Genomic DNA, 26,720 nt, shown 5'->3' with positions numbered 1-26,720 from the left:
GATCAGCTTGCCAGGCAGAATTCGTCTCGCATCTGCTGGTCAGCATCGAAACGGATACGCACGCTTTTGGCGCCGGGGAATTTACGATCGCGGATCGTATCCGGAACGACAACCTCTCCACCGCCGGTTTCCTTGGCCTGAAAGCTCAGCACTTCGGTTTCGGTACGGCGTGCACCAGCCAGAACCGAAGTGGGCAAAGCCACCCGGTTTTGCCCCTGCCGAACGGGCGAGGACACGAAATAGGTCAGGTTACGGCCATGAAAGCCGACCGCCTCGGGGATGTGATCGGAATCGGCAATCGGGTCAGCGGTGCAAGTCTTGTCTGCGCCGCCGGCACCTTGCGGAAGCGCTTTGTTCAAAAGTGTCCGGCAGGCATCGATATCGGTAATATCCAGCGAGATGACCCGCTTGCGCAATTTCGGACGTCGTGGTTTGCCGGGCTGCGCGCCCTTGCTGACCAAGCCTTCCAGCCGCAACAGGTCATAGGCTTCTTTCGCACGGGTAAATTCCGAGCTGTCGCCCCTGGTTCGATCAGAATGCACATTGAACGCAATGTTGCGCCACGCTTGTCTGATATCCTCAGAACCGGCGGTCTGATCTAGGCCAAGGGCGGCCATCGCCGCAGCGCGGGCCTTCATCTTTTCAACAGCTTCCATACCCAAAACACTCGTTAAAACAACAACGTGCTCTTAGTGTTGGGATGGCCGCATTTTTGTCAAATTTGATGGTTTTTTGAGGCTAAACGTAGAACAATCCCGCCATGCACTGCAGGATTGTTCTGGTGAATGTGCTTGTGAGAGCCGACTTTTCGCTCAGGCCACGTTTTGCAGATCGGCTTTAGGCGTAATGCCCAAGGCGAAACAAACGTCGCGGGTCAATTCGGGGCGATTCAGCGTGTAGAAATGCAGCTTGTCCACACCGCCCTCGATCAAATCCGAGCAGAGCTCGGTGCACAGTGCGGTTGCCAGCAAGTCTTCGCGGTCGTCGCGGATCGCCTTATCAAAAGCCTGTTCAACCCACGCGGGGATACGTGTGCCGCAGCGTTTGGCAAAACTGCGCGCGCCCTTCCAGTTTTCGATGGGCAGGATGCCCGGCACGATGGGCTTGTCGATGCCCGCCTTGGCGCACGCATCGCGGAAGCGAAAGAACGTCTCGGCTTCGAAAAAGAACTGTGTCAGCGCCTCGTCAGCTCCCGCGTCCAGCTTGGCTTTCAGCCAGTCAATGTCCGTACGGGCGCATTGGGCCTCGGGGTGGATGTCGGGATAGGCACCCACGCGGATGTTGAAGTTTCCAGTGTCAGCCAGTGCCTTGATCAGCTCAACCGAATTGGCAAAACCTTCCGGGTGAGGCACGAACTTTTCCTGTCCTTTGGGGGGATCGCCGCGCAAGGCCACGATGTCCCGCACGCCTGCTTTTGCAAAGGAATCGGCGATTTTCAGGGTTTCTTCGCGCGTGGCATCCACACAGGTCAGGTGCGCGGCAACCGGCAGGCCGGATGATTTGTGCAAGGTGGCGACCGCGTCGCGAGTCAGCTCACGTGTTGTGCCGCCTGCGCCGTAGGTGACCGAGACGAATCGGGGCTCAAGCGGGGCGAGCGTTTGAACCGTATCCCAAAGGCGGAACGAAGCTTCGAGCGTTTGGGGCGGGAAGAACTCGAATGAAATCTCAGGTTGGGTCATCATGGCCTCGCATATTCCAGTTGTGGGTCTTGTGCCATGTGACGCATTGTGAGACAAACTCATATTCCTCAAGAACAACATGAGTTCCATTGAATGCATATCGAATTTCGGCACCTGCGCACAATCAAGGCGATTCATGAGTGCGGCGGGTTGGCCCGCGCGGCGGATCAGTTGAATATCACTCAGTCGGCGCTGAGCCATCAGATCAAAGGTCTTGAGGATCAGGCCGGCGTGGAATTGTTCCTGCGCCGCTCCAAACCGATGAAACTGTCTGCGGCGGGGCTGCGCCTGTTGCGGCTGGCCGAACAGATTCTGCCGCAGGTCGAAGCGACGCAGCAGGAGTTCTCCTCGCTGCGCGATGGGCGCACTGGTCGAATGCATATCGCCATCGAGTGCCATGCCTGCTTCGAATGGCTTTTTCCGGTGCTGGAATCCTTTCGCAAATCCTGGGGCGATGTGGATGTAGATATCCGCCCCGGTCTGGCCTTTGACGCTTTGCCCGCGCTGCAAAAGGAAGAGGTCGATCTGGTCGTCTCGTCCGACCCTGAGGACCTGCCGGGGGTCGAGTTCATCAAACTGTTCGACTATGACGCGGTGTTTGTTGCGGCCTCGGCACACCCATTGGCGCAGAAGAATTTCATCGAGGCCGAGGATTTTCGCGGCCAGACCCTAATCACGTACCCGGTCGAGCGCACCCGGTTGGATGTATTCAGCCAATTGCTGATCCCGGCGCGGGTAGAACCAGCCGCTATTCGGCAGGTGGAACTGACGGCGGTGATCTTATTGCTGGTCGCATCAAATCGCGGAATTTCGGTGTTGCCAGACTGGGTGGTGAGGGAAGTGAAGTACAATTCAGACTATGTGACCCGCCCGCTGACCAAGGATGGGATCACCCGTAGCTTGTATGCGGCAGTGCGGGCTGAGGACCTTGAAAAACCCTATGTGCAGGAATTGATCGACCTTGCCGGAACCGAGGCGCGCAAGCTGCAATCGCAATAGGCGGGAAACGCGGGTCTGCTATGCGCATCAAGCCTCTTGGCAAGGGCGCATTGCATCAGTATACGCGCGGTTTGACCGAACAGGAGCCGTGGGACAATGGTAGGCAGTGCAAACCTCAACATCATGATCAAAGCCGCGCGCAAGGCGGGGCGGTCTCTGGTCAAGGACTTTCGTGAAGTCGAGAACCTGCAAGTCTCGATGAAAGGCGCGGGCGATTTTGTCTCCAAGGCCGATATTGCTGCTGAAAACATCCTGAAAGAGGAACTGCTGGGTGCCCGCCCGACCTATGGCTGGCTGGGTGAAGAAGGCGGCGGGCAGGCCGGTGAAGACCCGACACGCCGCTGGATCGTTGACCCGCTGGACGGCACCACCAATTTCCTGCACGGGCTGCCGCATTGGGCGATTTCTATCGCTTTGGAACACAAGGGCAAGATCGTTGCCGGCGTGATCTATGACCCCGCCAAGGATGAGATGTTCTTTGCCGAAAAAGGTGAGGGCGCGTGGATGAACGACACCCGCATCCGCGTTTCGGGCCGCCACCGCATGATCGAGTCCATTTTCTCGACCGGTTTGCCCTTTGGCGGACGTTCTGATTTGCCTGCGACCCTTCAGGATCTGGCGCGGATCATGCCCACTTGCGCAGGCGTGCGCCGCTGGGGCGCTGCGGCGCTGGATATGGCCTATGTGGCTGCAGGCCGTTACGAGGGCTTCTGGGAACGCCGCCTGAACGCGTGGGACGTGGCTGCTGGTATCATCATCGTGAAAGAAGCCGGTGGCTTTGTGCAGGCTCTGAACCCCGAAGGTAGCGTCTTGGAAGATGGCGAGGTTATCTGTTCGAATGAACCGATCTTCGACCAGTTCTCGAAGGTGATCCGGGGCTGACTTGCAGAACCCTGAGACGAACAAGCGCGCCCTGTCCGAGGCGCGCTTTTTTGTTGTCGGCAGCACAGGCGATCAAGGCCGCCAATGTCGTGCAAGGATATGCATCTACCGGCGCGGGATTCGGGGGATGCGGGATTGTGACAGTTTGTATGTATGCTCGGGGTGCGGCGGGTGGCCATGTGTTCGGTTCCAATACCGCGTACCGCCCCGCCGCGCCCAAAGCGGTATGCACAAAAGCAGACCGACAAAGAACCCGCCGGTATGAGCCCAATAGGCAACGCCGCCTTCGTCCGGGTTGCTGGCAAGGCTGCCCAGGAATTGCATCCCCAGCCAGACCCCCAGCATGACGAAGGCCGGGATGGTGAAAACCCGCACATAGACGATCAGGATCAGCAGAATATCCACGCGGGCCTTAGGGAACATCAACAGGTATCCCCCCATGACCCCGGCGATTGCACCAGAGGCCCCGATGGTCGGCACCACTGATCCCGGGGCCGTCAGGACGTGGATCAGGCCTGCTCCGATACCGGCCATCGTATAGAAAAGCAAAAAGGGCAGGTGGCCCATCTCGTCTTCCAGATTGTCGCCGAATATCCAAAGGAACAGCATGTTCCCTGCCAGATGCATCCAGCCGCCGTGAAGGAACATTGAGGTGAACAGCGTCTCATACGCGACCCCGTCTTCGATCCGGGCCGGGATGACCGCGTAGTCGAAATAAAGCCGGTTGAGCAACCGCGCGTCATCCATGATGCCCACATAGCTGAGGAAAATCAGAATGTTCGCGGCCATCAGCAGATAGACGACGTATGGGGTGCGCCCCGAGGGGTTATGGTCACGGATCGGAAACATGGCGCGACGCTGGGCTTTCGGGCGGGCAAGGTCAAGGTACGTTTACGCAGCATACGGCATGGTGGCGAGGTGTGTGACGAAGACTTGAACGAGCCCAAGGGTTGACGCAGCCTGTCTGCGCGTCACCATAGACACATGAAACAAATCGCCTCAGCCTTTGTCCTGCTGGTCGCAGGCACCATCGCTGCCCATTCACAGGACTGTCCCGCCGCTCCGGATCACTCGGACGGGGTGGCCGGGATTATCTCTCAAATTCAACAGGCCGAGACCGAGCGCGCCGCGCAGGTTTTGTCGGGCAAGCTTTGGGAGTTTTGGACAGATGCACCGGATAGCAAGGCACAAGTCGCGCTGGACAGGGGGATGACACGTCGTAGTCAAAGCGATCTGCTGGGCGCAATCGAAGACTTCAACTCGCTGATAGATTACTGCCCATCTTATGCCGAAGGGTATAACCAGCGCGCCTTCGCCTATTTTCTGGGCCGGGATTATCAGGCCGCTCTGCCGGATCTGGATCGGGCAATCGAACTGTCGCCCAATCATGTGGCAGCAATCAGTGGGCGTGCACTGACTTTGTTAGGGCTTGGGCGGATCGACGAAGCTCGCGAGGCTTTGGAACAGGCGCTGGAGCTGAACCCGTGGCTCTCTGAACGCCACTTGATGGACCCCGGAGGGCCCTTGGCACCACAAGGCCAAGACATCTGAAATACAAAACCCCCGACCAAACAGGCCGGGGGTTTTCGATCTTGGGACTTAGCCGACAAGACCGTTATCGGCGCGTTTGATCGCAATGACCGACGAGCGCGGCGTGCCGCCGTCGGGCCAGTTGCTGCCGGGGTGCTGGATGCCGACAAACATGGTCCGCAGGTCTGTGGACCACGCCAGACCGGTCACCTCACAGCCGTTCGGGCCAGTCATGAAGCGTGCAATCTCACCGGTCACGGGATCACCAACCAGCATCTGGTTGTTGCCGTTGCCTGCGAAATCTTCCTCGTTGTCGTCATTCCCGTCTGTCTGGATCCAGATCAGACCGGTCGAATCGATCACCATACCGTCGGGCGAGTTGAACAGGTTGCCCTCGTTCACGTTGGGCGAACCGGCGCGGTCATCGGAATGCACGGTGGGGTTGCCTGCCATGACGTACAGGTCCCAATCGAACGCTTGGGCGGCGTGGTCGTCATTGGCCGGACGCCAGCGAACGATCTGACCATACTTGTTGGCTTCACGCGGGTTGGCCGCGTTGACCGAGGTATCATCACCACCGGCGTTTGGCTTGACGCCGCGGTTCTTGTTGTTGGTCAGGCAGCAATAGGCCTCGACCGCGACCGGGCTGGAGGCGACCCATTCGGGGCGGTCCATGGTGGTGCCGCCCGCTTTGGAGGCGGCCATGCGGGTAAAGATGCGAATCTCGGCATCGTCCATTCCGGTGGTTTCCGGGGTCAGAGCCAGCCATTCACCCTTCATGTCGTCGTTGAACTTGGCGACATAAAGCGTGCCGTCGTTCAGCAGGCTCTCGGTTTCACCACCGGGCTGATAGGTGCCGTTCGAGACGAACTTGTACAGGTATTCACCACGTTCATCGTCGCCCATGTAGACAACCACGCGACCGTCGGCAGCCAGGGTGACTTCGGCGTTTTCGTGCTTGAAACGACCCAGACCAGTGTGTTTGACAGGGGTGCTGTCAGGCTTGGTTGGGTCAATCTCGACGATCCAGCCTGCGCGATGCGGCTCGTTGGGGTTCTTCGAGGTGTCAAAGCGCGGGTCAAAGAACTCGTAACCGTTCCAGCTTTCGGCCTTGATACCGTAGCGCGCCATACCGTCCGAGACCTTCTGGTCATAGGCGGCATTTTCATCCGACGAGCCGAAGTAGCCATTGAAGTTCTCTTCGCAGGTCAGATAGGTGCCCCAGGGCGTCTTGCCCGCACCACAGTTGTTCATGGTGCCCAACGAGGTGGTGCCGGTCGGATCAGCCTCGGTTTTCAGCAGGTCATGACCGGCTGCGGGGCCAACGATTTTCATCGGAGTGTTATGATGAATACGGCGGTTGAAGGGGCTGTCTTTGACAACCGACCAGCCCTCAGGGCCCTCGGTGATTTCCATGACTGTCACGCCTTGGATGTTCTGCAGCTTTAGAACATCACCTGCGTTTGCCGGAACACTTTCCGCAGCGGCCGGCAGGTTGATCTTGCGGTTGGGGTATTCGTGGTTGATCGCGATCAGTTCATGACCCTGGAACGAGAAGGTTTCCATCCCGTCAGTGTTCTCACCAAAGATACGGTCGGATTTTTCGACCGAACCACCATCGGCGATGTCATAGCCGTCGGCATCCGAGAACAACGGATCGCCCCAGCGCATCATGACTTTCCATTCGTACCCTTCGGGGACGTGAACGGTGCCGTCAGTCTGGGCTGCGATCGGGGTAAAGGCAAAGCGCGACGCGTCAGCGGCCTGTGCCGAGGTCGAGCTGAGCAGACCTGTGCCCATTGCGGCAGCGCCCGATCCAAAGGCCACCACACCGGCCAGAAAACCACGGCGGGAAATGGCGCTTTCGACCACGCGGTCAAAGTCGTTTTCCTCGGAGCGGGGGAAGTGCAGCTCGTCCCAGTCGTCTGCGGAAAGTGTGGTGTTGTCGACGTCTTTCATGGATGGCTCCTGGCTAAAATGAAAGTTGATGAACGGCATTTAAGAGGTCTTTGTGACAGGTTCTTAACAGCGCCATTAAAGCCGCTGTATTTCGACCTGAAAATAGATTCATTTTTGATGCGCTGAAACGCGCTAAAGCCCTGCCTGCGCGATGCAGACAGGGTGTTACAATCATCCGAACAGATTGATCACATCGTCGTGATTGGGTTAGCGCAGCCGCTGCCCATCAGCATTGAACCGATACGCTTTTTCGGGCGCGAACCCAAGACGCAGGTCTTGGCCTTCGGAAATTGCGTGTTGCCCGAACAAGCGCGCCGTCACCGAATGGTTCTGAACGGTCGCAATGACGTTGGTATCACCGCCCAGCTTTTCGACATGGCTGACCTGCGCTGACAGGGGGCCGTCGTCAGACAGGAACAGATCCTCTGGCCGAATACCAAGGGTGTCTGACCCCTGATCCAGCAGGCTTTCGGGCAGGAAGTTCATCGAAGGAGATCCAAGGAATCCCGCAACAAACTGGTTGGCGGGGTTATTATACAGCTCCATCGGGCTGCCAATCTGTTCGACCCGCCCATCGCGCAGAACGACGATCTTGTCGGCCAGCGTCATCGCCTCGGTCTGGTCGTGGGTGACATAGATCATCGAGGCATCCAGTGCCCGGTGCAGGTTTGCAATCTCAATCCGTGTGTTCATCCGCAGCGCCGCGTCGAGGTTCGAGAGCGGCTCGTCAAACAGAAACAGTTTCGGCTCACGCACGATAGCCCGCCCGATGGCGACGCGTTGGCGCTGACCGCCGGACAGCTCAGATGGATAGCGGTCCAGATATTCCTCAAGGTTCAGCATCCGGCTGGCGCTGGCGACGCGCTCCTCGATCACCGCTTTGGGCTGCTTCTCTTGTTTCAGCGCCAGTGTCATGTTCCCGCGCACGTTCAGATGGGGATAGAGCGCATAGCTTTGGAATACCATCGCGATGCCACGTTTCGACGGCGGCACCAGATTGACGGTCTGGCCGTCGATATTGATCTCACCCGAGGACGCATCCTCCAACCCTGCGATCACCCGCAGCAGGGTGGATTTGCCACAGCCCGAGGGGCCGACGAAAACGACAAACTCGCCTTCTTCGACCTCAAGCGAGATGTCTTTGAGGACATGCACCTCGCCAAAGGATTTGTTCACATTGGTCAGGGTCAGAGCAGTCATGTTGCGGGCTCCTTAAGCGAAACGGGCTGGCCAATGCGGATGCTTTCATCGGCGGCCAGACAAATGGCGAGGGATTGGACGGCGTCATTCATGTGGCGCGTCAGGTCGATATCGTCTGCGATGGCGCGCAGCATATACGCCTGCTCGGCGTCACAAAGCTCCTGATGGCCGGGCTCATCGGGCATCTCAACCGTACGGTCACCGCCCGGCGTGTGGATCAGTAGACCACCAACCTTGGTGTGGCCGTCGATATCCGCCGACGCGCCCTTGTTGCCATCGGTGATCGAGACCGAGCCATTGGGCGAGACGATGTCTTTCACGAAGAACGCGGTTTCGGACATCATCGGGCCCCACCCGGCCTCATACCAGCCGACCGAGCCGTCCTCAAAAATCACCTGAAATTGGCCGTAATTGTACATGTCCTCGGCGATTTCGTCGGACAGGCGCAGGCCCATGCCATGCACGCGGACGGGCTGCGCATCGGTGATCTGGCACATCACATCCACATAATGCACACCACAATCCACGATGGGGGATGTGGTCTGCATCAGCGCCTTATGCGTCTCCCATTCAGCGCCTGAGGATTGCTGGTTCAGGTTCAGGCGGAACACATACGGTCCGCCCAGATCGCGCGCCTCGGCAATCAGGCGCATCCACGAGGGGTGATGGCGCAGGATATATCCGACGACCAGTTTGCGGTTCAGGCGAGTGGCGGTTTCGACCACGCGCCGTGCATCGGCCACGTTGGTGGCCAGCGGCTTTTCGACAAACACATGCGCGCCAGCCTCCATTGCGGCGCAGGCGAAATCGGCGTGGCTGTCGGAATAGGTGGCGATGATCACCAGATCGGGATTGGTCTCGGCCAGCGCGGTGTGGAAATCCGAATAGGCGGGGTATTGGCCCAGCTCGGGGTGATCCACGTGGCCCGAGCGGTTCACCAGCCCCACGATCTGCGCGTCCGCGTGGTTGTGATGAGCCAGCGCGTGGCTGAGACCCATATTGCCAAGGCCAGCGATCAGAACTTTGGTCATTTGACAGCTCCCGAAGTGATGCCGCGGATCAGTTGGCGCGAGAAGATGACATACAGAACCAGCACTGGCAGGATCGCCATCGACAGGGCCGACAGAACCGCGTTCCAGTCGGTGACGAACTGTCCGATAAAGACCTGACTGCCCAGCGTGAGCGTCTTGGTTTCTTCAGCCGGGGCGAGGATCAGCGGGAACCACAGGTCATTCCAGATCGGGATCATGTTGAACACGGCCACGGTCGCCATCGCGGGCCTGACCAGAGGCAGAACCAGCCGGAAAAAGATCGTATATTCCGACAGCCCGTCGATACGGCCCGCGTTTTTCAGATCATCACTGACCTGTCGCATGAACTCCGACAGGATGAACACGGCCAACGGCAGCCCTTGCGCGGTGTAAACCAGGATCAGCGCCCAAAGCGTGTTCACCAGCCCGGTGGCCACCATCATCTCAAGGATCGCCACAGTGCCGATGCGTATCGGGATCATGATCCCCAGCGCCAGATACAGCCCCATCAGCAGGTTGCCCTTGAACTGATATTCCGACAGCGCATAGGCCGCCATGGCCCCGAACAGCAAGATGAAAAACAGCGATGCGACGGTGACGATCATAGAGTTCTGGAAGTAGAGGAAGAAATCCCCCTGCTTCATTACCGTCTCATATCCGATCATGGAAAAACTGTCGGCATTCGGCAGCGCCAGCGGCTCGCGGAAGATCGCGCGGCGGGATTTGAAGCTGTTGATGATGATCACAAAAACCGGGAACAGGGCGATCAGCGTGTAAAGGATCAGCGCCCCGTGCATCGCGGCGGTATTCAGCGGGTTATGACGTGCTTTGTTCATCGCTGGCCCCTCACAGTTGATACCGGCGCATCCGGGTCTGGATGCCGAACAGGTAAATGCAGACGCCCACAAGGATGATCGCGAACATGGCCCCGGCGATGGCGGAACCCATATGCGGGTCGCCCAATTGCAGTTGGAACCCAAAGAAGGTGCGGTACATGAAGGTGCCTAAGATATCGGTCGAGAAATCCGGCCCCGCCAGCGCGCCTTGGGCGGCATAGATCAGGTCGAACGCGTTGAAATTGCCCACGAAAGTCAGGATCGAGATGATCCCGATCGAGGGCAGGATCAGCGGTAGTTTGATCTTCCAGAAGGCCGAGGCCCCGGTGATGCCGTCGATCTCTCCGGCTTCAAGGATTTCCTCGGGGATGGTCAGCAGGGCGGCATAGATCAGCATCATCGGGATGCCCACAAATTGCCAGACCGAGATCAGCGCCAGCGTGGTGAGCGCATATTCCTCTTTCCCCAGCCACGGCGCAAACAGGGATTTCAGGCCCACGGCATCCAGCATCGACGGCGCGATGCCCCAGATGGGCGACAGGATCAGTTTCCATGCAAAGCCAACGATCACAAAGCTCAGGATCGTTGGGATGAATATCGCCGACCGATAGAGCGCCGAGAACCGCAGGCGCGGGTGGCTGAGCAGGGCTGCCAGTGCGATCCCGATGGGGTTTTGAACAAGCATATGGATCAGGAAGAACCAGAAGTTGTTGCCCAAAGCGTTCCAGAACTGCTCGGACCAGATGGGATCGAAAAACAGCGTTTGAAAGTTCTGCAAGCCCACGAACACGCGGCTCTGATCCACTTCGGAATAGAGCGCCAGCCGCAGCGTGTTGAACAGCGGGAAGATCATCACCGCCGTATAGACCAGCACAGCAGGGGCCAGAAACACGACGATATGCCAGCGGAAGCGGGGGCGGTTCATGGGTCAGCTTTCAAAGGGGTGTCAGGGGGTACTCGGGCGGGATGAGCCGCCCGAGTAGGGGTCAGTTTACTGGTGCGGCGCGTACCAGGAGGCGAGGCCTTCCTGCAACTCGGCGCCCAGTTCTTCGGGCGATTTGGCGCCCTTGATGGCGGCGACCGATGCGCCCCAGGTCTCATTCTCGAGGTTCGGCGTGCCGCGCGACAGGATTTGGTAGGTCGAGCGGATGGTCGATTCACACTCATCACGCCAGCCGACGATTTCCTTGGCTAGCGGGTCTTGCAGCTCGACCGGGGTGCTGGACAGCGGGAAAAAGCCGGGCAGGGCGTTGCCGAAGATTTCCGCGAACTCGGGGCTTGCGACCCAGGCCAGGAACGTCTCAGCCGCTTCGGGGTTCTCGGTGGCGGCGTTCATGCCGATGCCGATATCGGTGTGATCCGAGATATAGCAAGTATCGCCCGCGTTGCGGACCGGCGGCTTGAATGCGCCCATCTCGAAATCGGCCTGCGTGTTAAAACCCGAAATCTCCCACGAACCGGCGGGATAAATCGCCGCGCGGCCTAGCGTGAAAATGTTCTGGCTGTCGGGATAGGTCTGTGCCTCATACCCGTCGCCCATATACTCGCCCCAACGGGCCAGTGTTGCGTAAGGTGCGGTCCAGGCCTCATCCGTCAGCTTCTGCTCACCTTTGATAAGCGCTTGACGGCCTTCTTCACCTTTCCAGTAGTTCGGGCCGATGTTGTTGTAACCCATTGTGGCGGCTTCCCACTGGTCATTGGTGCCCATCGCGATCGGGATATAGGTGCCGTCTTCCTTGATCTTATCCAGCGCGGCAAAGAACTCATCCTCGGTGGTGGGCACGTCTATGCCTAGCTCGTTGAAGGCGTCCTTGTTGTAGATGAAGCCGTGGATCACCGAGGCCATCGGAACGCAGAAGCTGACCGCGCCGTCATCGGTCTGCCACGCGGATTTGGCGACGTCCGAGAAATTGCTCATGGCTTCAACGCCCGAAAGGTCCGTCAGGTGTCCTGCCTCATACAACGCCAGCGAAGCATCGAAGGGGCGACAAGTGATCAGATCACCGGCCGAGCCCGCATCCAGTTTCGAGTTCAGAACAGCGTTGTATTCGGCGGGCGCCGATGGGGTGAACTGGACCTTGATGCCGGGGTTGGCGGCCTCGAATGCGGGGATGATCTGGTCTTGCCACAGGGTCAGGTCATCGTTGCGCCAGCTTTCGATGGTGATCGTCACGTCTTCGGCCAAGGCCGATGTTGCCACCAAGGTTGTGCCCAGCAGGGCCAGTTTCAGGCTTTTGTGTTTCATTTCAGTCTCCAAGTTGGTTAGCGGTTGTTATCTGTTGTAAGAACGGTGCTGAGGTTTCCGCCCGAGTTGCCCAGTTGGGTCATGGCCTCGGGCAATGACAGGCCGAGCGCCGCAATTAGGATCGCTGGTTTGACCTCACCCTTGGCTGTGTCCAGCGCGGATTGCGCGACAGCGGTGTCTACATTTGCAATACGCGCTACGATTCCTGCGGCGCGGGCGCGCAACTTGTCATTGTCGGCGCGCAGGTTGACCATCATGCCGCCATGCACATGCCCCAACTCTAGCGCCATAAGGGATGACAGCATGTTCAGGGCTATCTTCTGCGCCGTACCAGCCCCCATGCGGGTCGAGCCCGAGATCAACTCCGGCGGCGTGGCCAGCAGGATCGGGATGTCCGCATTCAGCAGCAGGGGGCTGCCTGCATTGTTGGCGATGCCGATCACCTTGGCACCTTTGGACTGTGCGATGGTGCTGGCGATTAGGGTGTAGGGTGTCGATCCACTGGCCGACACAGCGATGACAGTGTCATGCGGGCGCAAGTCTTGCAACGCGTCGGCAAGGCCCGCATCCGCGTCTTCTGCTGCGCCGGGCATTTCAACCCCGGTGGGCTGGCCTCCTGCCATGTGAATGCGCAACCGCGAGGGTGAGATCGAAAACGTGCCGCCCAGCTCTTGGGCATCTGCGGCGGCCATCAATCCTGACGAGCCCGCCGCCACATAGTGCAGCACCCCGTCCGTACGCAAAGTCTCTGCCATTGCCAGTGCAGCCTGCGCGATGCTGTCGACGGCCCCCTCAACCGCCTGCGCCGCAGCGATTTGACCAGCGGCCAAGGCGCGGGCGGAGCCTGCCAGATCGCTCGGGTCAAGTCGTGCGGCATCAGTGTGCAGTTGTTCAGTCGACGGCAGCGTCAAGAGAATCCCCCTTACAGTTCCTTTACAATACCTATCTAATACCACCTGTCCATAACTTTCTTATTGCGACCGAGATGAACGATTTTTTCGCATAAATCTCTCTAAAATTGCTGATCATAGCAGGTTTGATCTTTTCTGATGGCAAAAGGTATTATAATGGTATTGTCATGAGTGAGTCTGAAAACCACGCAGTTTTGGCCGTTGATGGCGGTGGAACCCGATGCCGGGTTGCCTGCGATGTGGATGGTGAAGTCCATGCGGTCGAAACAGGTGCGGCCAATGTCTCAACCGATTTTGAGGGTGGTGCCGACCAGATCAGGACGGGCGTCGCGCGTTTGGCCGAACGTCTCGGACGGCCCGCCGCTGACCTGTTCGATTGGCCCGCTTTCGTAGGCTTGGCTGGAGTGACTGGGGATGCGGTAGCTGGGCGCTTGCAGGCTGTTCTGAATTTGACGAATGCCCGGGTGGAAGATGATCGGCCAGCCGCCGTCCGAGGGGCCTTGGGCGCGACAGACGGCCTTGTCGCGCATTGCGGCACGGGCTCATTCCTTGCGCTCCAGACTCGTGGTCGCACGCGGTTTGCTGGGGGATGGGGGTCAGTCCTTGGGGATGAGGCCTCGGCCCAATGGGTCGGACGTCGCGCCTTGGCCGAAGCGTTGAATGTTGCAGATGGTGTTCAGGAAAGCTCGGGCCTGACCCGGGCCCTGTCTGATCGGTTGGGTGGTACCGCAGGCATTGTTGCATTTGCAGGCCAAGCGTCGCCGGGAGAGTTTGGCACGTTGGCGCCGCAGGTTACGTCGGCGGCGGTCGATGGAGATATCGTTGCCCGGAAAGTCCTGCAAACAGGTGCGGATTACCTTACGGATATGGCCGCCCGTTTGGGTTGGAAACCCGGTCTGACGCTATGTCTGACCGGGGGAATTGCACCGCACTACGCCGACTACCTGCCCGGCGAAATGCAAGAGGCAATCCGCCCGCCGCAGGGGGAACCGCTGGCAGGTGCGTTGGCTTTGGCAAAGGAGGTGGCAGATGAGCATCGCTGAATTCCTGCGCGCCGATGCATGGCTAAGCCCTGAAAACGGCCCTCGATACGTACAGCTGCGCCGCCGGTTGCAAGAGGGGATCGACACCGGTGTGCTGGCCCCCAATGCGTCGCTGCCGTCAGAACGGGAATTGGTGGAAATCACCGACCTGTCCCGCGTCACCGTACGCAAAGCAATCCAGGAGCTGGTGCAAGAAGGCGTGATCGAACAGCGTCAGGGGTCGGGTTCGTTCATCCGCGAGCGCGTGCCTCGGGTCGAGCAATCGCTGACCCATCTGACATCATTCACCGAAGATATGTCGAGCCGGGGGATGCAGACCACCTCTAAATGGCTGGAACGTGGCGTGTTCGCCGCAACACCACACGAGGTGGCCGCGCTGAACCTGTCGGACGGCGCGCAAATCGCCCGTATCTATCGTCTGCGCGAGGCGGATGGCCGCCCGCTGGCGCTGGAAAAAGCGGCCTTGCCCTTGGACATCCTGCCAAACCCGATCGAGGTGACGACCTCGCTCTACGAGGTGCTGGATGGGTTGGGTCATCGTCCGGTGCGGGCGGTTCAGAAGATCTCGGCGCTTAATCTGGCAGCGCGCGAGGCCGAGTTGCTGGACGTGCCTGAAGGGGCGGCGGGGCTGAATATCGAACGTCTCTCATTTCTCAAAAACGGTCGGGTCGCAGAGCTGACCCGCTCGCTCTATCGCGGTGACGCCTATGATTTCGTCGCCGAGCTACGGCTATAACCGGAAGGATCAAAGGCCGATGTCCGAACATACATCCAAGATGCGTCAGGAAATTCTGGAAATTCCCGATGCGGTCGACCGGCTGCTGGGCAGTGGCGCGGCCAATATTCAAAACGCCGCAGGGCTGGTCCGCGACGCCGATCCGCGGTTTATGATCACCGTGGCGCGCGGGTCGTCGGACCATGCGTGCAGCTATCTGAAATATGCCAGTGAGTTGCTCCTTGGTCTGCCTGCGGCCTCGGTCGGGCCGTCGGTCAGTTCAATCTACGGGGCCGATCTGATGGCGCGGGGGGCGGTCTGTGTGTCCGTGTCGCAGTCCGGCCAAAGCCCTGACATCGTCGGGTTGACGCGGTCCTTGCGGTCTTCGGGCGCGGTGGCACTGGCGATCACAAACAATTCAACCTCGCGTCTGGCGGAAACTGCTGATGCGGTGCTGCCGCTGCACGCCGGTCCTGAACTGAGCGTTGCGGCTACCAAGACCTTCGTAACCTCGCTTGTCGCGGGTCTGTGGATGCTGGCCGAGGTCAAAGGGGATGCCGACTTGCTGGCGGCTATCCGGGCTCTGCCCGCCCAATTGGACCGCGCAGCCCGTTGCGACTGGTCCGCAGCGGCGTCGGCGATCACGGGTCGGTCTCTGTTTACGCTGGGCCGGGGGCCGTCCTTTGCGGTGTCGGGCGAGGCGGCATTAAAGATCAAGGAGACCTGCCAGATTCACGCTGAAAGCTATTCGGCTGCCGAAGTGCTGCACGGCCCCGTCTCGATCGTTGAAGAGGGGTTCCCTGCAATCATTTTCGCTGCTCAGGATGCGGCGGAGGAGACAACCGCACAGGCTGCTGATGCTTTGGCTGAAAAAGGCGCGGTGGTGTTTGCGACGACGGATCGGGTCACGCGAGCGCAGTCTTTGCCGGCCGAGCGCACGGATCACTGGATTACCGATCCGATCACGGCGGTCACCGCCTTCTACAGCATGGTCGAATCGGTTGCCAGTATGCGAGGAATCGACCCTGACGCGCCGCGCCACCTCAAGAAAGTGACCGAGACGGTATGACAACGGACAGGGTGATCTTTCGAAACGGGGCAATCTTTGATGGCAAGCGGTTGCTGTATGATCATGCGTTGATCTTTGACGGCGATGCCACCGGGAGGATTGTGTCCGATGCGAATATAGCGACCGGTGACTATGTCGATCTGAACGGAGACATCGTCAGCCCCGGTTATGTAGACTTGCAGGTGAATGGTGGCGATGGGGTCATGCTGAATGACGTCCCCTCGGTCGAAACGATCCGGCGCATCGCGCAGGCTCATCGCCGGTTGGGGGTCGCCGCGCTGCTGCCGACTTTGATCACGGATACGGCCGATAAGACCCGTGCCGCGATTGATGCTGCCATTCACGCCGTCAATGAGGGCGTGCCGGGCGTCGCCGGGTTACATCTGGAGGGGCCCCACCTGTCGGTTGCGCGCAAAGGGGCGCATGATGGCGATCTGATCTGTCCGATGTCTGATGCAGACCTCGCTGCCTTGATAGAGGCGGCGGGTCATCTGCCCTGTCTCAAAGTGACTGTGGCGCCCGAATCGGTCTCAGAGCAGCAGGTTCGCGCGCTAAGCGATGCGGGTGTACTGGTATCGTTGGGGCACACTGATGCGGATTTCGCCACCTGCCAGCGCTATGCCGCCGCTGGTGCGCGATGTGTGACCCATCTGTTCAACGCCATGAGCCAGTTGGGCAACCGCGAACCCGGATTGGTCGGCGCGGCGCTGTCGAATGGTGGGTTTTCGGCCGGGCTGATTGCTGATGGCATCCATGTCCACCTGCAGGTCATGCGGGCGGCGTGGGCGGCTAAAACCGGACCGGGGCAAATCTATCTGGTCAGCGACGCGATGGCGGTTGCAGGAACGGATCAATCCGAGTTTCGTCTGGAAGGGCGCAGGATCACCCGCACTGACGGGCGGCTGACGCTGGAAGACGGGACGCTGGCTGGCGCGGATCTGGATTTGACGACTGCCATCCGGGTGCTGGTCACGCAAGTGGGCGTGCCTTTGCCTGCGGCGCTGGTCGCTGCCACCACCTATCCTGCACAGTTGATCGGGCGAATGCCGGGCGCTGCCATCACCCGAGACAGCATGATCCGCATCAGCGGAACGCTCGACAAGTGCGCGTGGCTGTAGGCAGTCGCGCCCTTTTTCTGCCGCACCGGGCGGGAGATTATTTTCCAGGAATGATTTTGAAATCCGGCACCGAACGGCGCTTGACGCCATCTGACGCATCGCTTAAACCGACCTCCGCTGAGCGGGCGTCGTATACTGGCTATTACCTCAGCCTTCCAAGCTGATGAAGCGGGTTCGATTCCCGCCGCCCGCTCCAAATCAGCCCTTACATTCTGCGTCAAAAGGCCCGTTTGAGGCTGCATTTCTGCCGTGCAGCTTGACCCCACCTGCACTGACCGCCAAGAAGCGCATTAGTAAGTTTGAACACGACGTAGGGCCCAGTCATGGCAAGAAACGCCTCAGCCAGTCCATCCGCAAAAGCTGCGCCCGGCGCTAGCGAAGAGCGCGCGCGATCCCGGAAAATAGGCGTTCTGGCCTCACTTTGGCCCTTCATGAAGCCGTACCGCCTGTTGATGATCGGGGCGACGCTGGCATTGATCCTCACGGCCAGTATGACGCTGACCCTGCCACTGGCCGTGCGCCGAGTGGTCGACAATTTCCGCATCGAAGATGGCGAGCTGCTGGATTGGTATTTTCTGGCCGCGCTGGGCATTGCTGGAATTTTGGCCATCGGTACAGGCATCCGCTATTCGCTGGTGACGCGGCTGGGTGAACGCGTGGTGGCCGATATTCGCAAGGCCGTCTTCGATCGCGTCATCGGGATGAGCCCCGAATTCTACGAACGGATTATGACCGGAGAAGTTCTAAGCCGGATCACCACAGACACCACGTTGATCCAGTCGGTGCTGGGTTCATCCGTGTCGATTGCACTGCGCAACATGTTGATGTTTGTCGGCGGATTGGTGCTGATGTTGCTGACCTCGGCCAAGCTGACAGCGATGGTCCTTCTGCTGATCCCGCTGGTCGTAGTACCGATTCTGGTTCTGGGTCGCCGTCTGCGGGTCATCAGCCGCGAAAATCAGGACTGGATCGCCGCCTCATCCGGCAATGCAGGCGAGGCACTGAGTGCGGTTCAGACCGTTCAGGCGTTTACCCACGAACAGGCAAGCCGCGCTCAGTTCGGTGAGATGACAGAAACTTCGTACGAAGTTTCTCTGCGCCGAATCCAGACTCGTGCGGTGCTGACGGTGATCGTGATTTTTCTGGTCTTCTCCGGCATCGTGGGCGTTTTGTGGATGGGGGCGAATGACGTCCGTAACGGCGTGATGACCGAGGGCGTTTTGATCCAGTTCGTGATCTATTCGATCATCATGGCAGGCTCGGTCGCTGCCCTGTCCGAGATCTGGAGCGAACTTCAGCGCGCCGCGGGGGCGACCGAACGCCTGGTTGAATTGCTGAATTCACAAGACACGGTGAACGATCCAACGGCGGCCAAAGCGCTGCCTGCACCCGTGCGTGGCGAAATCAGGTTTGAAAACGTAACCTTCCGTTATCCCGCGCGCCCCGATGTTGTTGCGCTGGACCAGATGTCGTTGACCGTAAGTCCTGGCGAAACAGTTGCCTTTGTTGGTCCTTCTGGTGCAGGCAAAACGACTGTCATTCAGATGATCCAGCGGTTTTATGACCCAGACGCTGGTGGCGTTAGTCTGGACGGTGTCGACCTGCGCAACCTGAACCGGGCTGAATTCCGCCGCCACATGGCGCTGGTGCCGCAGGACCCGACGATCTTTGCCGCATCGGCCCGCGAGAACATTCGCTTTGGTCGTCTGGACGCAACAGATGCCGAGGTCGAGGCCGCCGCCCGCGCCGCTGCCGCGCATGATTTCATCTCGGTGTTGCCAGAAGGCTATGACAGTTTTGTCGGCGAGCGCGGGGTGATGCTGTCGGGCGGTCAGAAACAGCGCATCGCCATCGCGCGCGCCATCCTGCGCGATGCACCGGTTCTGCTGCTGGACGAGGCGACCTCGGCGCTGGATGCAGAAAGTGAGCGCGCGGTGCAGGGGGCCGTGGATCAGATGCGCGCCGGACGAACCACTCTGATCGTGGCGCACCGTCTGGCCACCGTCAAAAAGGCCGACCGTATCGTGGTGATGGAGGCAGGCCAAATTGTGGCACAGGGCACCCATGACGACCTGGTAGCACAAGATGGGCTATATGCACGTCTGGCGCGACTTCAGTTCACAGACGGGGTCGCGGCTGAATAGGCTGACGCGAGGGAAAGGCCTAACCGCCGCAGCGTCATTTTGTTTTTCTGACTCTGTGCCGCTAAGCCCTTGCTTGAACCAGCGCGGTTTTGCACCCATCCTACTGTGGAATAATCCGCGCGAAGCGTGCGGCACAATAGGGAGGAGACGCATGGCCTTTGAGGGGATCGACGACAAGGTAAAACTTGAACAAGAAATGCCGTGGGAGGATCGGGATATCCCGGTCACGTTCCACCAGATGCTGTCTCGTACAGCGGCCCGGTATCCGAATAGCAGCGCGGTTAGTTTCCAACTGTTTTCCGGCCCTACGGACAAGGCCGAGACGCTGACATGGTCGGGTTTGCTGGGCAAGGTCAATCAGGCCGCCAACCTGTTTCGGTCGCTGGGCGTCGGGGAAAAGGATGTGGTCGCTTATATCCTGCCCAATTGCAACGAAACGCTGATCACCATGATGGGTGGCGCAGTTGCGGGGATCGTCAACCCGATCAATCCGCTGCTGGAGCCTGAACAGATTGCAGCCATTCTACGGGAAACCGGCGCCAAGTTGGTTGTGACGCTCAAGTCCTTCCCTAAGACCGATGTGGCGCAAAAAGTGGAAGAGGCCGTGCGCCATGCGCCCAAGGTCAACACCATCCTTGAGATTGACCTGAACCGCTATCTGACGCCGCCCAAGTCATGGATCGTTCCTTTCCTGCGCCCCAAAATGGGCGACAAGGAACATCTGGCTCACGCGGATTACAAAAGCTTCAACGCCGAACTGGCCAAGCAACCAGCCACGCTGACATTCGAAGACAGCAAGGAAGACCGCGTTGCCTGCTATTTCCATACCGGCGGCACAACGGGCATGCCCAAAGTGGCGCAGCACAAGTACTCGGGCCTGATCTATAACGGTTGGCTGGGCGATACGCTGCTGTTCTCGGAAGAGGACGTGGTCATGTGCCCGCTGCCGATGTTCCATGTATTTGCAGTGCATGTGATTATGATGGCAGCCGTATCTTCGGGCGCGCATGTGATCTTCCCAACGCCGCAGGGCTATCGTGGTGATGGTGTCTTTGACAATTTCTGGAAGCTGATCGAACGCTGGAAAGTGACGTTCATCATCACCGTGCCTACCGCGATTGCCGCCAAGATGCAGCGCCCCGTGGATGCCGATATCTCAACCGTCAAAACCGCGTTCTCGGGCTCAGCCCCCTTGCCCGTGGAGCTGTTCCGTAGATTTGAAGAGGCCACAGGTGTCACCATTGTCGAAGGGTACGGCCTGACCGAAGCGACATGCCTTGTGTCTTGCAACCCGGTGGATGGTGAGAAAAAGATCGGCTCGATCGGGATTCCGTTCCCCTATACGGACGTCAAAATATTGACCGACGGACCGAATGGACCAGTGGAATCTGCGGCCAACGAAATCGGTGAAATTTGCGTTTCCAATCCCGGCGTTTATGCAGGCAATACCTATACCGAATCGGAAAAGAACGTCGACCTCTACCACTTTGACTCATATCTGCGCACGGGCGATCTGGGGCGATTCGATGAGGATGGCTATCTGTGGATCACCGGACGTGCCAAGGATCTGATCATCCGGGGTGGACACAACATCGATCCCGCTGAAATTGAAGAGGCCCTTCTGGGCCACGACGCGGTCGCCTTCGCTGGGGCCATCGGTCAGCCCGATGCCTACGCAGGCGAGGTGCCTTGCGCCTTTGTCGAGCTGGTTGACGGTGCCTCGGTCACCGAGCAGGAGTTGATGGAATACTGCGACGTTCACGTTCACGAACGTGCCGCGCAGCCCAAGCATATGACCATTCTGGACGAATTGCCCAAAACTGCCGTGGGCAAGGTGTTCAAGCCTGAACTGCGAAAACAGGCGATCACCCGCATCTATAATGGCGCGCTGGAAAAGGCGGGCGTGGATGCGCGGGTCGTCTCGGTGCTCGATGATAAAAAGCGTGGGCTTGTTGCACAGCTTGACGCGAACGGCTCCTCAGAGGACGATGTCAGCAAAGTGCTGGGCGCATTCACCCGGCCATGGGAATGGGCTGCCTGATCGCGGAGGGGACATGGATTATGAACGCCTGATTGATGAAGAAACTTGGGCGTTCATAAGCAGGACCGCCGAAAGCTATCCCGATGATGCGGTCGATCTTTCGATCCAGGATCAGCGCGGGGTCTATGACGCGATGTGTCGTGACTTTCGGCAGCCGCGCCCGATGGGGGTCGAGGCTGAGGACAAGCACGCCGACGGCGTGCTTGTTCGCGTCTATACTGCCGGTGATCCGACGCGGACGGTGGTTTATCTGCATGGCGGTGGTTTTGTTGTCGGTGGGCTGGACAGCCATGACGACGTTTGCGCCGAGATTTGTGCGCAGACGGGATATCGGGTGGTGGCGGTAGACTATCGCCTTTGCCCTGAACATGTGCACCCCGCGCAGTTTCAGGACGCATGGACGGCAGTGAACTGGGCCGCGAAGGAATATGGTAACGCGCTGGTATTGGCGGGGGACAGTGCAGGAGGCAATCTGGCTGCTGCCGTCACCCATCATGCACGGCGTCGGCTGGATACGATTTTGGGGCAGGTTCTGATCTATCCCGGTTTGGGTGGTGATCGGACCAAGGGATCGTATCTGGAACATGCCCACGCGCCGCTTTTGACGCTGGATGATATAGTTTTCTACGAAAAGGTGCGGTGCAGCGGAGAACCTCCTCAGAGCGATCCGACTTACGCGCCGTTGCAGGACAGCGATTTCTCGAACCTGCCTCCGACCGTGGTTGTGACTGCTGATTGCGACCCGCTGCGCGATGACGGGCCCGACTATTGTGCCCAGATCACGCAGGCCGGAGGGCTTGCCCATTGCATCAACGAACCAGGCCTTGTGCATGGCTATCTGCGGGCGCGCACCTCGGTTAAACGCGCCGCAGACAGTTTTGAGCGGATATCCGTCGCTATTGAGGCATTGGGCCAACAGATCTGGCCCTACGACTGATTACTTCAAGAACGGCTTGGCTTTCATCGTCTCGGCGATTTGTGCGCCCATCCGGTTCAGGATCGTGGGTGCCAGTTGCAACTGGTCGATCACCGTATCAGCCTCGGGGCCTTTGGCATCGCCGAAATAATACAGTGCTGTTTCCTGTTGCAGTGGTCCGCGCCCGCCGTGATGACCTCGTTCATCCTGCCCGTGGTCGGCGGTGACGATCACTTCATAGCCCAACTGCCGCCAGCGGGGGATGAATGGGGCCAGCATCTCGTCTGCGACGAAACAGGCGTGGTCCATTTCCTCGCAATCATGGAAGAACCGGTGCCCCATGCTGTCCAGGGTACAGGCGTGTAGAATGCCGTAATCCAGTCCGAAGCGCAGGCACAGGTTGGTCAGGGTGGCATAGAGATCGACATCGGACGGCGTCATCTGGTTCGCCTTGCCGTAGCCGGTCATTGTGTGGAACCGACCGTGATTGATTGTGGTGCTGTCCGGCTCGTCATATTCCACGTCCCGCACATAGTCGAAGGGATGGCGGTTGAAGAACTGCGACCAATAGCTGTGGGTGACAGCTCCGGTGACGCCTCCGGCCTCGCGAACCTGGCTGAACACGTCTTTGTGGCTCAAGCGGAAGACATTGCCGTTACCGGTGCAGCCATGTTCCTGTGGTGTCACCCCGGTGTGGATCGAGGCATAGCAACTGGCCGAGGTCGATGGCAGCACCGAGCGCAGCTTCCATACGCGCGCCTCGCCGCTGTCGACCCAGCCTTCAAGGTTGCCGAACAGACGGCGGAAATTGCGCCAGGGAACACCGTCGAGGATGATGAGAAGAAGTTTGCGGTCCATGGTTCGGCCTTTTCATGGGATCTTTCGGCGACCCTACGAGATTCGCAGGGCAGGGGCAGCTTTTTCACGCCCCAAATAGCAAAATCCCGACACCTGTTTATGACAAGCGCCGGGATTTTTTGATTATTTTGCGCGGGATTAGTTCCCGGCGCTTTCCATCTTGCGGTGGGCGACCACCTCTTCCAGCCAGCCCAGATGCATTTCGGGCACCGAGCTGAGCAGAAGGTCGGTGTAGTCGTCGAACGGTGGGCTCAGAACTTGTGATTTCGGGCCGTAGCGGACCACGCGACCCTGATACATTACCGCGATACTGTCGCTGATCGCACGGACTGTCGCCAGATCGTGGGTAATGAACAGATAGGCCACGTCCTCGATCTTTTGCAGGTCCAAAAGCAGTTTCAGGATGCCGTCCGCCACCAGCGGGTCCAGTGCCGAGGTGACCTCGTCGCAGATGATCATCTTGGGCTTGGCCGCCAGTGATCGCGCGATGCAGACACGCTGTTTCTGCCCACCAGACAGTTCTGCGGGATAGCGGTCGATGAACTTCTCGCCCAGCTCGATTTCATCCAGCAGTTCCACGATCCGCTTGCGTTTTTCCGCACCGCGCATATTGAAGTAGAACTCCAGCGGCCGGCCGATGATGGTGCCCACGGTTTGACGCGGGTTCATCGCAACGTCGGCCATCTGGTAGATCATCTGCAACTCGCGCAGGTCCTCTCGGGTGCGTCCCTTGAGGTCGGGCGACAACTTACGCCCGTTGAACGTGATCTCACCTTCACGAGGAGGCAGCAAGCCAGTAATCACCCGCGCCAACGTGGACTTGCCCGAGCCGGATTCGCCCACAACTGCCAGTGTCTGCCCAGGATGGAGGTCAACATTGACGTTGTGCAGCACGTCGAAATTCAGCCCCTTGTAGCGCGCAGTGATGCCGGCAATGCTCAGCACCGGTTCCGCTGTGGGCTGTTTCTCGTCATGCTCGATGGACCGGACCGAGACAAGCGCCTTGGTATAGTCTTCCTGCGGGTTGTTGATGATCTGGTCGGTATTGCCGTATTCGACCGTGTTGCCCATGCGCAAAACCATGATGTCATCGCTCACCTGCGCAACGACGGCAAGGTCATGGGTGATATAGAGCGCGGCAACGCCGGTATCCGCGATGGCTTCCTTGATAGCCATCAGAACGTCGATCTGCGTGGTCACATCCAACGCCGTGGTGGGTTCGTCGAACACCACCAGATCAGGCTCGGGGCACAGGGCCAGTGCCGTCATGCAACGCTGCAACTGCCCGCCCGACACCTGGTGCGGGTAGCGGTTACCAATATTGTCCGGGTCCGGCAGACCCAGCTTGGCGAACAGCTCACGCGCGCGGGCTTCGGCTTCTTTCCGGCTGAACTTTTTCTGCTCAACTGCGGCCTCAACCACCTGATCCATGATCTTCTTGGCTGGGTTGAAGGACGCCGCGGCAGATTGGGACACATATGTGACCTCACCCCCGCGCAACTTGCGGATATCGCCGTGCGACGACTTGAGGATATCACGCCCGTTAACCCAGACCTCGCCCCCGGTGATCTTTACACCGCCCCGGCCATAGGCCATCGAGGCAAGACCGATGGTAGACTTGCCGGCCCCGGATTCACCGATCAACCCCAGCACCTTGCCGCGTTCGAGGTCAAAATCGACTCCGTGCACGATTTCGATGTCATGGGGCTTTTCGCCTGGCGGATAGACTGTCGCGCCAATCTTGAGGCCACGGACTTTGAGAAGCGGTTCACTCATCCCCGGCCTCCTTTCAGTGATGTGGTGCGGTTCAAGATCCAGTCAGCCACAAGGTTGACCGAGATCGCCAACGTAGCGATGGCCACAGCCGGATACAGTGCCGCGCCGATGCCGTAGACGATGCCGTCCTTGTTTTCCTTCACGATCCCGCCCCAATCGGCCAGCGGCGGCTGAACGCCCAGGCCCAGGAACGACAGGGTCGAGATGAACAGAACCATGAAGATGAACCGTAGCCCGAACTCGGCCACCAATGGCGACAGGGCGTTGGGCAGGATCTCGCGGAAGATGACCCAAGAGCGTCCTTCTCCGCGCAGCTTGGCGGCCTCGACATAGTCCATGACGTTGATGTCCACCGCGACCGAGCGCGACAGGCGGTAGGGGCGCGTTGCATCCAGCAGGCCCATCACCAGGATCAGGATCGGAACGGTTACGGGCACGATGGCCAGAATGACCAAGGCCAGGATCAGCGTCGGGATCGACATAATCAGGTCAACCGTCCGGCTGAGAACCTGATCCGCCCAGCCACCAAGAACCGCAGCCAGCAGGCCCAGGGAGGTGCCGGTGAGAAAGCTGAGGATCGTAGCGGCCGCGGCGATAAAGATCGTCGTGCGCCCACCATAGATCATGCGGGTCAGCAGGTCGCGACCGATGTTGTCGGTACCCAGCAGATGCGCGGAGCTTGAAGGCTCCCACACATCGCCGACGACCTCGGCCATGCCATAGGGGGCGATCAGCGGGGCGGCGAAGGCGACGAAGAAATACAGGCCCGTAAAAAACAGACCGATCATCGCCGAAATAGGGATATTCTTCATCATTTCGGGTGCCTCAGTCTTGGGTTGGCAAGGATCGAGACGATGTCAGCCACCATATTCAGCCCGATATAGACGGCGGCAAAGACAACGCCGCAGGCCAGAACAACAGGCACGTCACGTTTTGTCACCGAGTCGACCAGATACTGGCCCATGCCGGGATAAACGAACACCACCTCAACCACGACGACGCCCACGACCAGATAGGCCAGGTTCAGCATCACGACGTTGACGATTGGTGAAATTGCATTGGGAAACGCATGCCGGGCAATGACCTGAAAGTTCGACAGGCCCTTCAACTCGGCCGTTTCGATATAGGCCGATTGCATCAGGTTCAGGATCGCGGCGCGGGTCATGCGCATCATCTGCGCCAGAACCACCAGAGTCAGCACGAAGGCGGGCAGGGCGATGGCGTTCAGTTTTTGACCGAATGACATCGACTCGTTAATCATCGCCAGCGATGAGAACCATCCCAGTTTCACCGAGACGAAGTAGATCACCACGTAGCCGATCAGGAATTCCGGTATCGAAACCGTGGTCAGGGTGATCGCAGAAATCAGTTTATCCGGCCAGCGATTGCGGAACCGGACGGCCAGAAGACCCAAAAAGATCGCAAGCGGAACCGACACGACTGCGGCGGCACAGGCCAAAAACAGGGTATTGCCCAAACGTTTGCCGATGCTTTCAGCGATATCCAGCTTGTTGGTCAGTGATTGTCCCAGATCGCCCTGTAAAATACCCCCTAGCCACTCGAAATAGCGGGTCAGGGCAGGGCGGTTGAGGCCCATTTCCTCGCGCAGGTTTGCCAGAGATTCAGGGGTTGCGGACTGCCCCAGGACGGCTTGCGCGGCGTCTCCGGGAAGGGCTTCGGTCAGGCCAAAAATCAGGGCCGAAGCGCCGAGCAGCAAGAGGAGTCCCAGCGCAACGCGCTGGGAAACCAATTTGACAATAGGATGCAT

Annotated in this window: 24 protein-coding genes and 1 tRNA gene; 11 read left to right on the top strand and 14 right to left on the bottom strand. The window is 59.2% G+C overall.

The annotated features are described in order from the left end of the window. Positions 1-2 precede the first annotated feature (2 nt). Positions 3-656 (bottom strand): J domain-containing protein, encoded by a 654-nt coding sequence (locus tag ACR0L1_RS02845; protein ID WP_480857037.1) that lies wholly within the window; start codon positions 654-656, stop codon positions 3-5. A 156-nt stretch (positions 657-812) separates the two neighbouring features. Next, positions 813-1,679, bottom strand: a complete 867-nt coding sequence (gene metF, locus ACR0L1_RS02840) for a methylenetetrahydrofolate reductase [NAD(P)H] (RefSeq protein WP_170769821.1) — start codon at positions 1,677-1,679, stop codon at positions 813-815. Between the two features lie 93 nt (positions 1,680-1,772). Here metF and ACR0L1_RS02835 point away from each other — a divergent pair, with 93 nt between their 5' ends. Together ACR0L1_RS02835 and ACR0L1_RS02830 are read left to right on the top strand one after the other, a co-directional pair. Beyond that, a complete protein-coding gene (locus ACR0L1_RS02835) occupies positions 1,773-2,678 on the top strand; it encodes a LysR family transcriptional regulator (protein ID WP_480503258.1) in 906 nt (301 codons plus the stop codon). A gap of 96 nt (positions 2,679-2,774) precedes the next feature. Continuing rightward, entirely contained in the window at positions 2,775-3,560 is a 786-nt protein-coding gene (locus ACR0L1_RS02830) for an inositol monophosphatase family protein (RefSeq protein WP_170788212.1), read from the top strand. A gap of 105 nt (positions 3,561-3,665) precedes the next feature. On the opposite strand, the gene ACR0L1_RS02825 is transcribed toward ACR0L1_RS02830, so the two are convergent. Then, a complete protein-coding gene (locus ACR0L1_RS02825; protein ID WP_170783911.1) occupies positions 3,666-4,409 on the bottom strand; it encodes a rhomboid family intramembrane serine protease in 744 nt (247 codons plus the stop codon). Positions 4,410-4,544: 135 nt separating this feature from the next. On the opposite strand from ACR0L1_RS02825, the gene ACR0L1_RS02820 reads away from it, so the two are divergent. Next, the gene (locus ACR0L1_RS02820) at positions 4,545-5,111 is read left to right on the top strand and encodes a tetratricopeptide repeat protein (protein WP_480857034.1); all 567 of its coding nucleotides are present in this window, start codon (positions 4,545-4,547) and stop codon (positions 5,109-5,111) included. 48 nt (positions 5,112-5,159) lie between these two features. Here ACR0L1_RS02820 and ACR0L1_RS02815 read toward each other — a convergent pair whose 3' ends face one another. The 7 genes from ACR0L1_RS02815 to ACR0L1_RS02785 form a co-directional block, all read right to left on the bottom strand. Next, positions 5,160-7,049, bottom strand: a complete 1,890-nt coding sequence (locus tag ACR0L1_RS02815; protein WP_480857032.1) for a PhoX family protein — start codon at positions 7,047-7,049, stop codon at positions 5,160-5,162. Positions 7,050-7,256: 207 nt separating this feature from the next. Continuing rightward, positions 7,257-8,249, bottom strand: a complete 993-nt coding sequence (locus ACR0L1_RS02810) for an ABC transporter ATP-binding protein (protein ID WP_170783917.1) — start codon at positions 8,247-8,249, stop codon at positions 7,257-7,259. Beyond that, entirely contained in the window at positions 8,246-9,280 is a 1,035-nt protein-coding gene (locus ACR0L1_RS02805; RefSeq protein ID WP_480857030.1) for a Gfo/Idh/MocA family protein, read from the bottom strand. The genes ACR0L1_RS02810 and ACR0L1_RS02805 overlap by 4 nt, the downstream gene beginning before the upstream one ends. Then, the gene (locus tag ACR0L1_RS02800) at positions 9,277-10,116 is read right to left on the bottom strand and encodes a carbohydrate ABC transporter permease (protein ID WP_170352414.1); all 840 of its coding nucleotides are present in this window, start codon (positions 10,114-10,116) and stop codon (positions 9,277-9,279) included. Before ACR0L1_RS02800 ends, ACR0L1_RS02805 begins: the two co-directional genes overlap by 4 nt. Positions 10,117-10,126: 10 nt before the next feature. Continuing rightward, positions 10,127-11,041 carry a carbohydrate ABC transporter permease gene (locus ACR0L1_RS02795; RefSeq protein ID WP_170352415.1) on the bottom strand — a complete coding sequence of 305 codons (915 nt, stop codon included), beginning with the start codon at positions 11,039-11,041 and terminating at the stop codon, positions 10,127-10,129. Positions 11,042-11,107: 66 nt separating this feature from the next. After that, positions 11,108-12,361 carry an ABC transporter substrate-binding protein gene (locus ACR0L1_RS02790; RefSeq protein WP_480503253.1) on the bottom strand — a complete coding sequence of 418 codons (1,254 nt, stop codon included), beginning with the start codon at positions 12,359-12,361 and terminating at the stop codon, positions 11,108-11,110. 17 nt (positions 12,362-12,378) lie between these two features. After that, positions 12,379-13,272 carry an N-acetylmuramic acid 6-phosphate etherase gene (locus ACR0L1_RS02785; protein ID WP_480857027.1) on the bottom strand — a complete coding sequence of 298 codons (894 nt, stop codon included), beginning with the start codon at positions 13,270-13,272 and terminating at the stop codon, positions 12,379-12,381. 167 nt (positions 13,273-13,439) lie between these two features. Here ACR0L1_RS02785 and ACR0L1_RS02780 point away from each other — a divergent pair, with 167 nt between their 5' ends. The 8 genes from ACR0L1_RS02780 to ACR0L1_RS02745 all read left to right on the top strand — a co-directional run bounded on the left by ACR0L1_RS02780 (position 13,440) and on the right by ACR0L1_RS02745 (position 22,339). Then, positions 13,440-14,315, top strand: coding sequence for a glucosamine kinase nucleotide-binding domain-containing protein (locus ACR0L1_RS02780; RefSeq protein ID WP_480857025.1), 876 nt, complete (start codon positions 13,440-13,442; stop codon positions 14,313-14,315). Further along, on the top strand, positions 14,302-15,051 hold the full coding sequence (locus tag ACR0L1_RS02775; protein ID WP_170769091.1) for a GntR family transcriptional regulator: 750 nt from the start codon (positions 14,302-14,304) through the stop codon (positions 15,049-15,051). Before ACR0L1_RS02780 ends, ACR0L1_RS02775 begins: the two co-directional genes overlap by 14 nt. A 19-nt stretch (positions 15,052-15,070) precedes the next feature. Beyond that, positions 15,071-16,099, top strand: coding sequence for an SIS domain-containing protein (locus ACR0L1_RS02770; RefSeq protein ID WP_480857023.1), 1,029 nt, complete (start codon positions 15,071-15,073; stop codon positions 16,097-16,099). After that, positions 16,096-17,217: an N-acetylglucosamine-6-phosphate deacetylase gene (gene nagA / locus ACR0L1_RS02765; RefSeq protein WP_480857021.1), complete on the top strand. Its 1,122-nt coding sequence runs from the start codon at positions 16,096-16,098 to the stop codon at positions 17,215-17,217. The genes ACR0L1_RS02770 and nagA overlap by 4 nt, the downstream gene beginning before the upstream one ends. Positions 17,218-17,338: 121 nt before the next feature. After that, positions 17,339-17,413, top strand: a tRNA-Gly gene (locus ACR0L1_RS02760). Between the two features lie 127 nt (positions 17,414-17,540). After that, positions 17,541-19,361 (top strand): ABC transporter transmembrane domain-containing protein, encoded by a 1,821-nt coding sequence (locus ACR0L1_RS02755; protein WP_170788223.1) that lies wholly within the window; start codon positions 17,541-17,543, stop codon positions 19,359-19,361. A gap of 151 nt (positions 19,362-19,512) precedes the next feature. Then, on the top strand, positions 19,513-21,402 hold the full coding sequence (locus ACR0L1_RS02750; protein WP_480857018.1) for an acyl-CoA synthetase: 1,890 nt from the start codon (positions 19,513-19,515) through the stop codon (positions 21,400-21,402). Between the two features lie 13 nt (positions 21,403-21,415). Beyond that, positions 21,416-22,339, top strand: coding sequence for an alpha/beta hydrolase (locus ACR0L1_RS02745; RefSeq protein WP_170783932.1), 924 nt, complete (start codon positions 21,416-21,418; stop codon positions 22,337-22,339). Here ACR0L1_RS02745 and ACR0L1_RS02740 read toward each other — a convergent pair whose 3' ends face one another. The 4 genes from ACR0L1_RS02740 to ACR0L1_RS02725 all read right to left on the bottom strand — a co-directional run bounded on the left by ACR0L1_RS02740 (position 22,340) and on the right by ACR0L1_RS02725 (position 26,720). Further along, positions 22,340-23,176 carry an alkaline phosphatase family protein gene (locus ACR0L1_RS02740; protein WP_480857016.1) on the bottom strand — a complete coding sequence of 279 codons (837 nt, stop codon included), beginning with the start codon at positions 23,174-23,176 and terminating at the stop codon, positions 22,340-22,342. Between the two features lie 138 nt (positions 23,177-23,314). Continuing rightward, a complete protein-coding gene (locus ACR0L1_RS02735) occupies positions 23,315-24,952 on the bottom strand; it encodes an ABC transporter ATP-binding protein (protein WP_170788227.1) in 1,638 nt (545 codons plus the stop codon). Continuing rightward, on the bottom strand, positions 24,949-25,764 hold the full coding sequence (locus ACR0L1_RS02730) for an ABC transporter permease (RefSeq protein ID WP_480503367.1): 816 nt from the start codon (positions 25,762-25,764) through the stop codon (positions 24,949-24,951). Before ACR0L1_RS02730 ends, ACR0L1_RS02735 begins: the two co-directional genes overlap by 4 nt. Continuing rightward, a complete protein-coding gene (locus ACR0L1_RS02725; protein ID WP_480503247.1) occupies positions 25,764-26,720 on the bottom strand; it encodes an ABC transporter permease in 957 nt (318 codons plus the stop codon). The genes ACR0L1_RS02730 and ACR0L1_RS02725 overlap by 1 nt, the downstream gene beginning before the upstream one ends.

The organism is Ruegeria sp. J8 (assembly GCF_056531925.1).
Note: the sequence above shows the minus strand (reverse complement) of the source record. Positions and strands in the feature narration are given on the sequence as shown.

Excerpts from the sequence above, each read along its gene's own strand:
- ACR0L1_RS02830 (WP_170788212.1), top strand. The coding sequence starts at position 2,775 with ATGGTAGGCAGTGCAAACCTCAACATCATGATCAAAGCCGCGCGCAAG.
- ACR0L1_RS02755 (WP_170788223.1), top strand. The coding sequence starts at position 17,541 with ATGGCAAGAAACGCCTCAGCCAGTCCATCCGCAAAAGCTGCGCCCGGC.
- ACR0L1_RS02745 (WP_170783932.1), top strand. The coding sequence starts at position 21,416 with ATGGATTATGAACGCCTGATTGATGAAGAAACTTGGGCGTTCATAAGC.
- ACR0L1_RS02735 (WP_170788227.1), bottom strand. The coding sequence starts at position 24,952 with ATGAGTGAACCGCTTCTCAAAGTCCGTGGCCTCAAGATTGGCGCGACA.
- ACR0L1_RS02775 (WP_170769091.1), top strand. The coding sequence starts at position 14,302 with ATGAGCATCGCTGAATTCCTGCGCGCCGATGCATGGCTAAGCCCTGAA.
- ACR0L1_RS02820 (WP_480857034.1), top strand. The coding sequence starts at position 4,545 with ATGAAACAAATCGCCTCAGCCTTTGTCCTGCTGGTCGCAGGCACCATC.
- ACR0L1_RS02800 (WP_170352414.1), bottom strand. The coding sequence starts at position 10,116 with ATGAACAAAGCACGTCATAACCCGCTGAATACCGCCGCGATGCACGGG.
- ACR0L1_RS02770 (WP_480857023.1), top strand. The coding sequence starts at position 15,071 with ATGTCCGAACATACATCCAAGATGCGTCAGGAAATTCTGGAAATTCCC.
- nagA (WP_480857021.1), top strand. The coding sequence starts at position 16,096 with ATGACAACGGACAGGGTGATCTTTCGAAACGGGGCAATCTTTGATGGC.
- ACR0L1_RS02750 (WP_480857018.1), top strand. The coding sequence starts at position 19,513 with ATGGCCTTTGAGGGGATCGACGACAAGGTAAAACTTGAACAAGAAATG.
- ACR0L1_RS02835 (WP_480503258.1), top strand. The coding sequence starts at position 1,773 with ATGCATATCGAATTTCGGCACCTGCGCACAATCAAGGCGATTCATGAG.
- ACR0L1_RS02815 (WP_480857032.1), bottom strand. The coding sequence starts at position 7,049 with ATGAAAGACGTCGACAACACCACACTTTCCGCAGACGACTGGGACGAG.
- metF (WP_170769821.1), bottom strand. The coding sequence starts at position 1,679 with ATGACCCAACCTGAGATTTCATTCGAGTTCTTCCCGCCCCAAACGCTC.
- ACR0L1_RS02825 (WP_170783911.1), bottom strand. The coding sequence starts at position 4,409 with ATGTTTCCGATCCGTGACCATAACCCCTCGGGGCGCACCCCATACGTC.
- ACR0L1_RS02740 (WP_480857016.1), bottom strand. The coding sequence starts at position 23,176 with ATGGACCGCAAACTTCTTCTCATCATCCTCGACGGTGTTCCCTGGCGC.
- ACR0L1_RS02845 (WP_480857037.1), bottom strand. The coding sequence starts at position 656 with ATGGAAGCTGTTGAAAAGATGAAGGCCCGCGCTGCGGCGATGGCCGCC.
- ACR0L1_RS02805 (WP_480857030.1), bottom strand. The coding sequence starts at position 9,280 with ATGACCAAAGTTCTGATCGCTGGCCTTGGCAATATGGGTCTCAGCCAC.
- ACR0L1_RS02725 (WP_480503247.1), bottom strand. The coding sequence starts at position 26,720 with ATGCATCCTATTGTCAAATTGGTTTCCCAGCGCGTTGCGCTGGGACTC.
- ACR0L1_RS02795 (WP_170352415.1), bottom strand. The coding sequence starts at position 11,041 with ATGAACCGCCCCCGCTTCCGCTGGCATATCGTCGTGTTTCTGGCCCCT.
- ACR0L1_RS02780 (WP_480857025.1), top strand. The coding sequence starts at position 13,440 with ATGAGTGAGTCTGAAAACCACGCAGTTTTGGCCGTTGATGGCGGTGGA.
- ACR0L1_RS02810 (WP_170783917.1), bottom strand. The coding sequence starts at position 8,249 with ATGACTGCTCTGACCCTGACCAATGTGAACAAATCCTTTGGCGAGGTG.
- ACR0L1_RS02790 (WP_480503253.1), bottom strand. The coding sequence starts at position 12,361 with ATGAAACACAAAAGCCTGAAACTGGCCCTGCTGGGCACAACCTTGGTG.
- ACR0L1_RS02730 (WP_480503367.1), bottom strand. The coding sequence starts at position 25,764 with ATGAAGAATATCCCTATTTCGGCGATGATCGGTCTGTTTTTTACGGGC.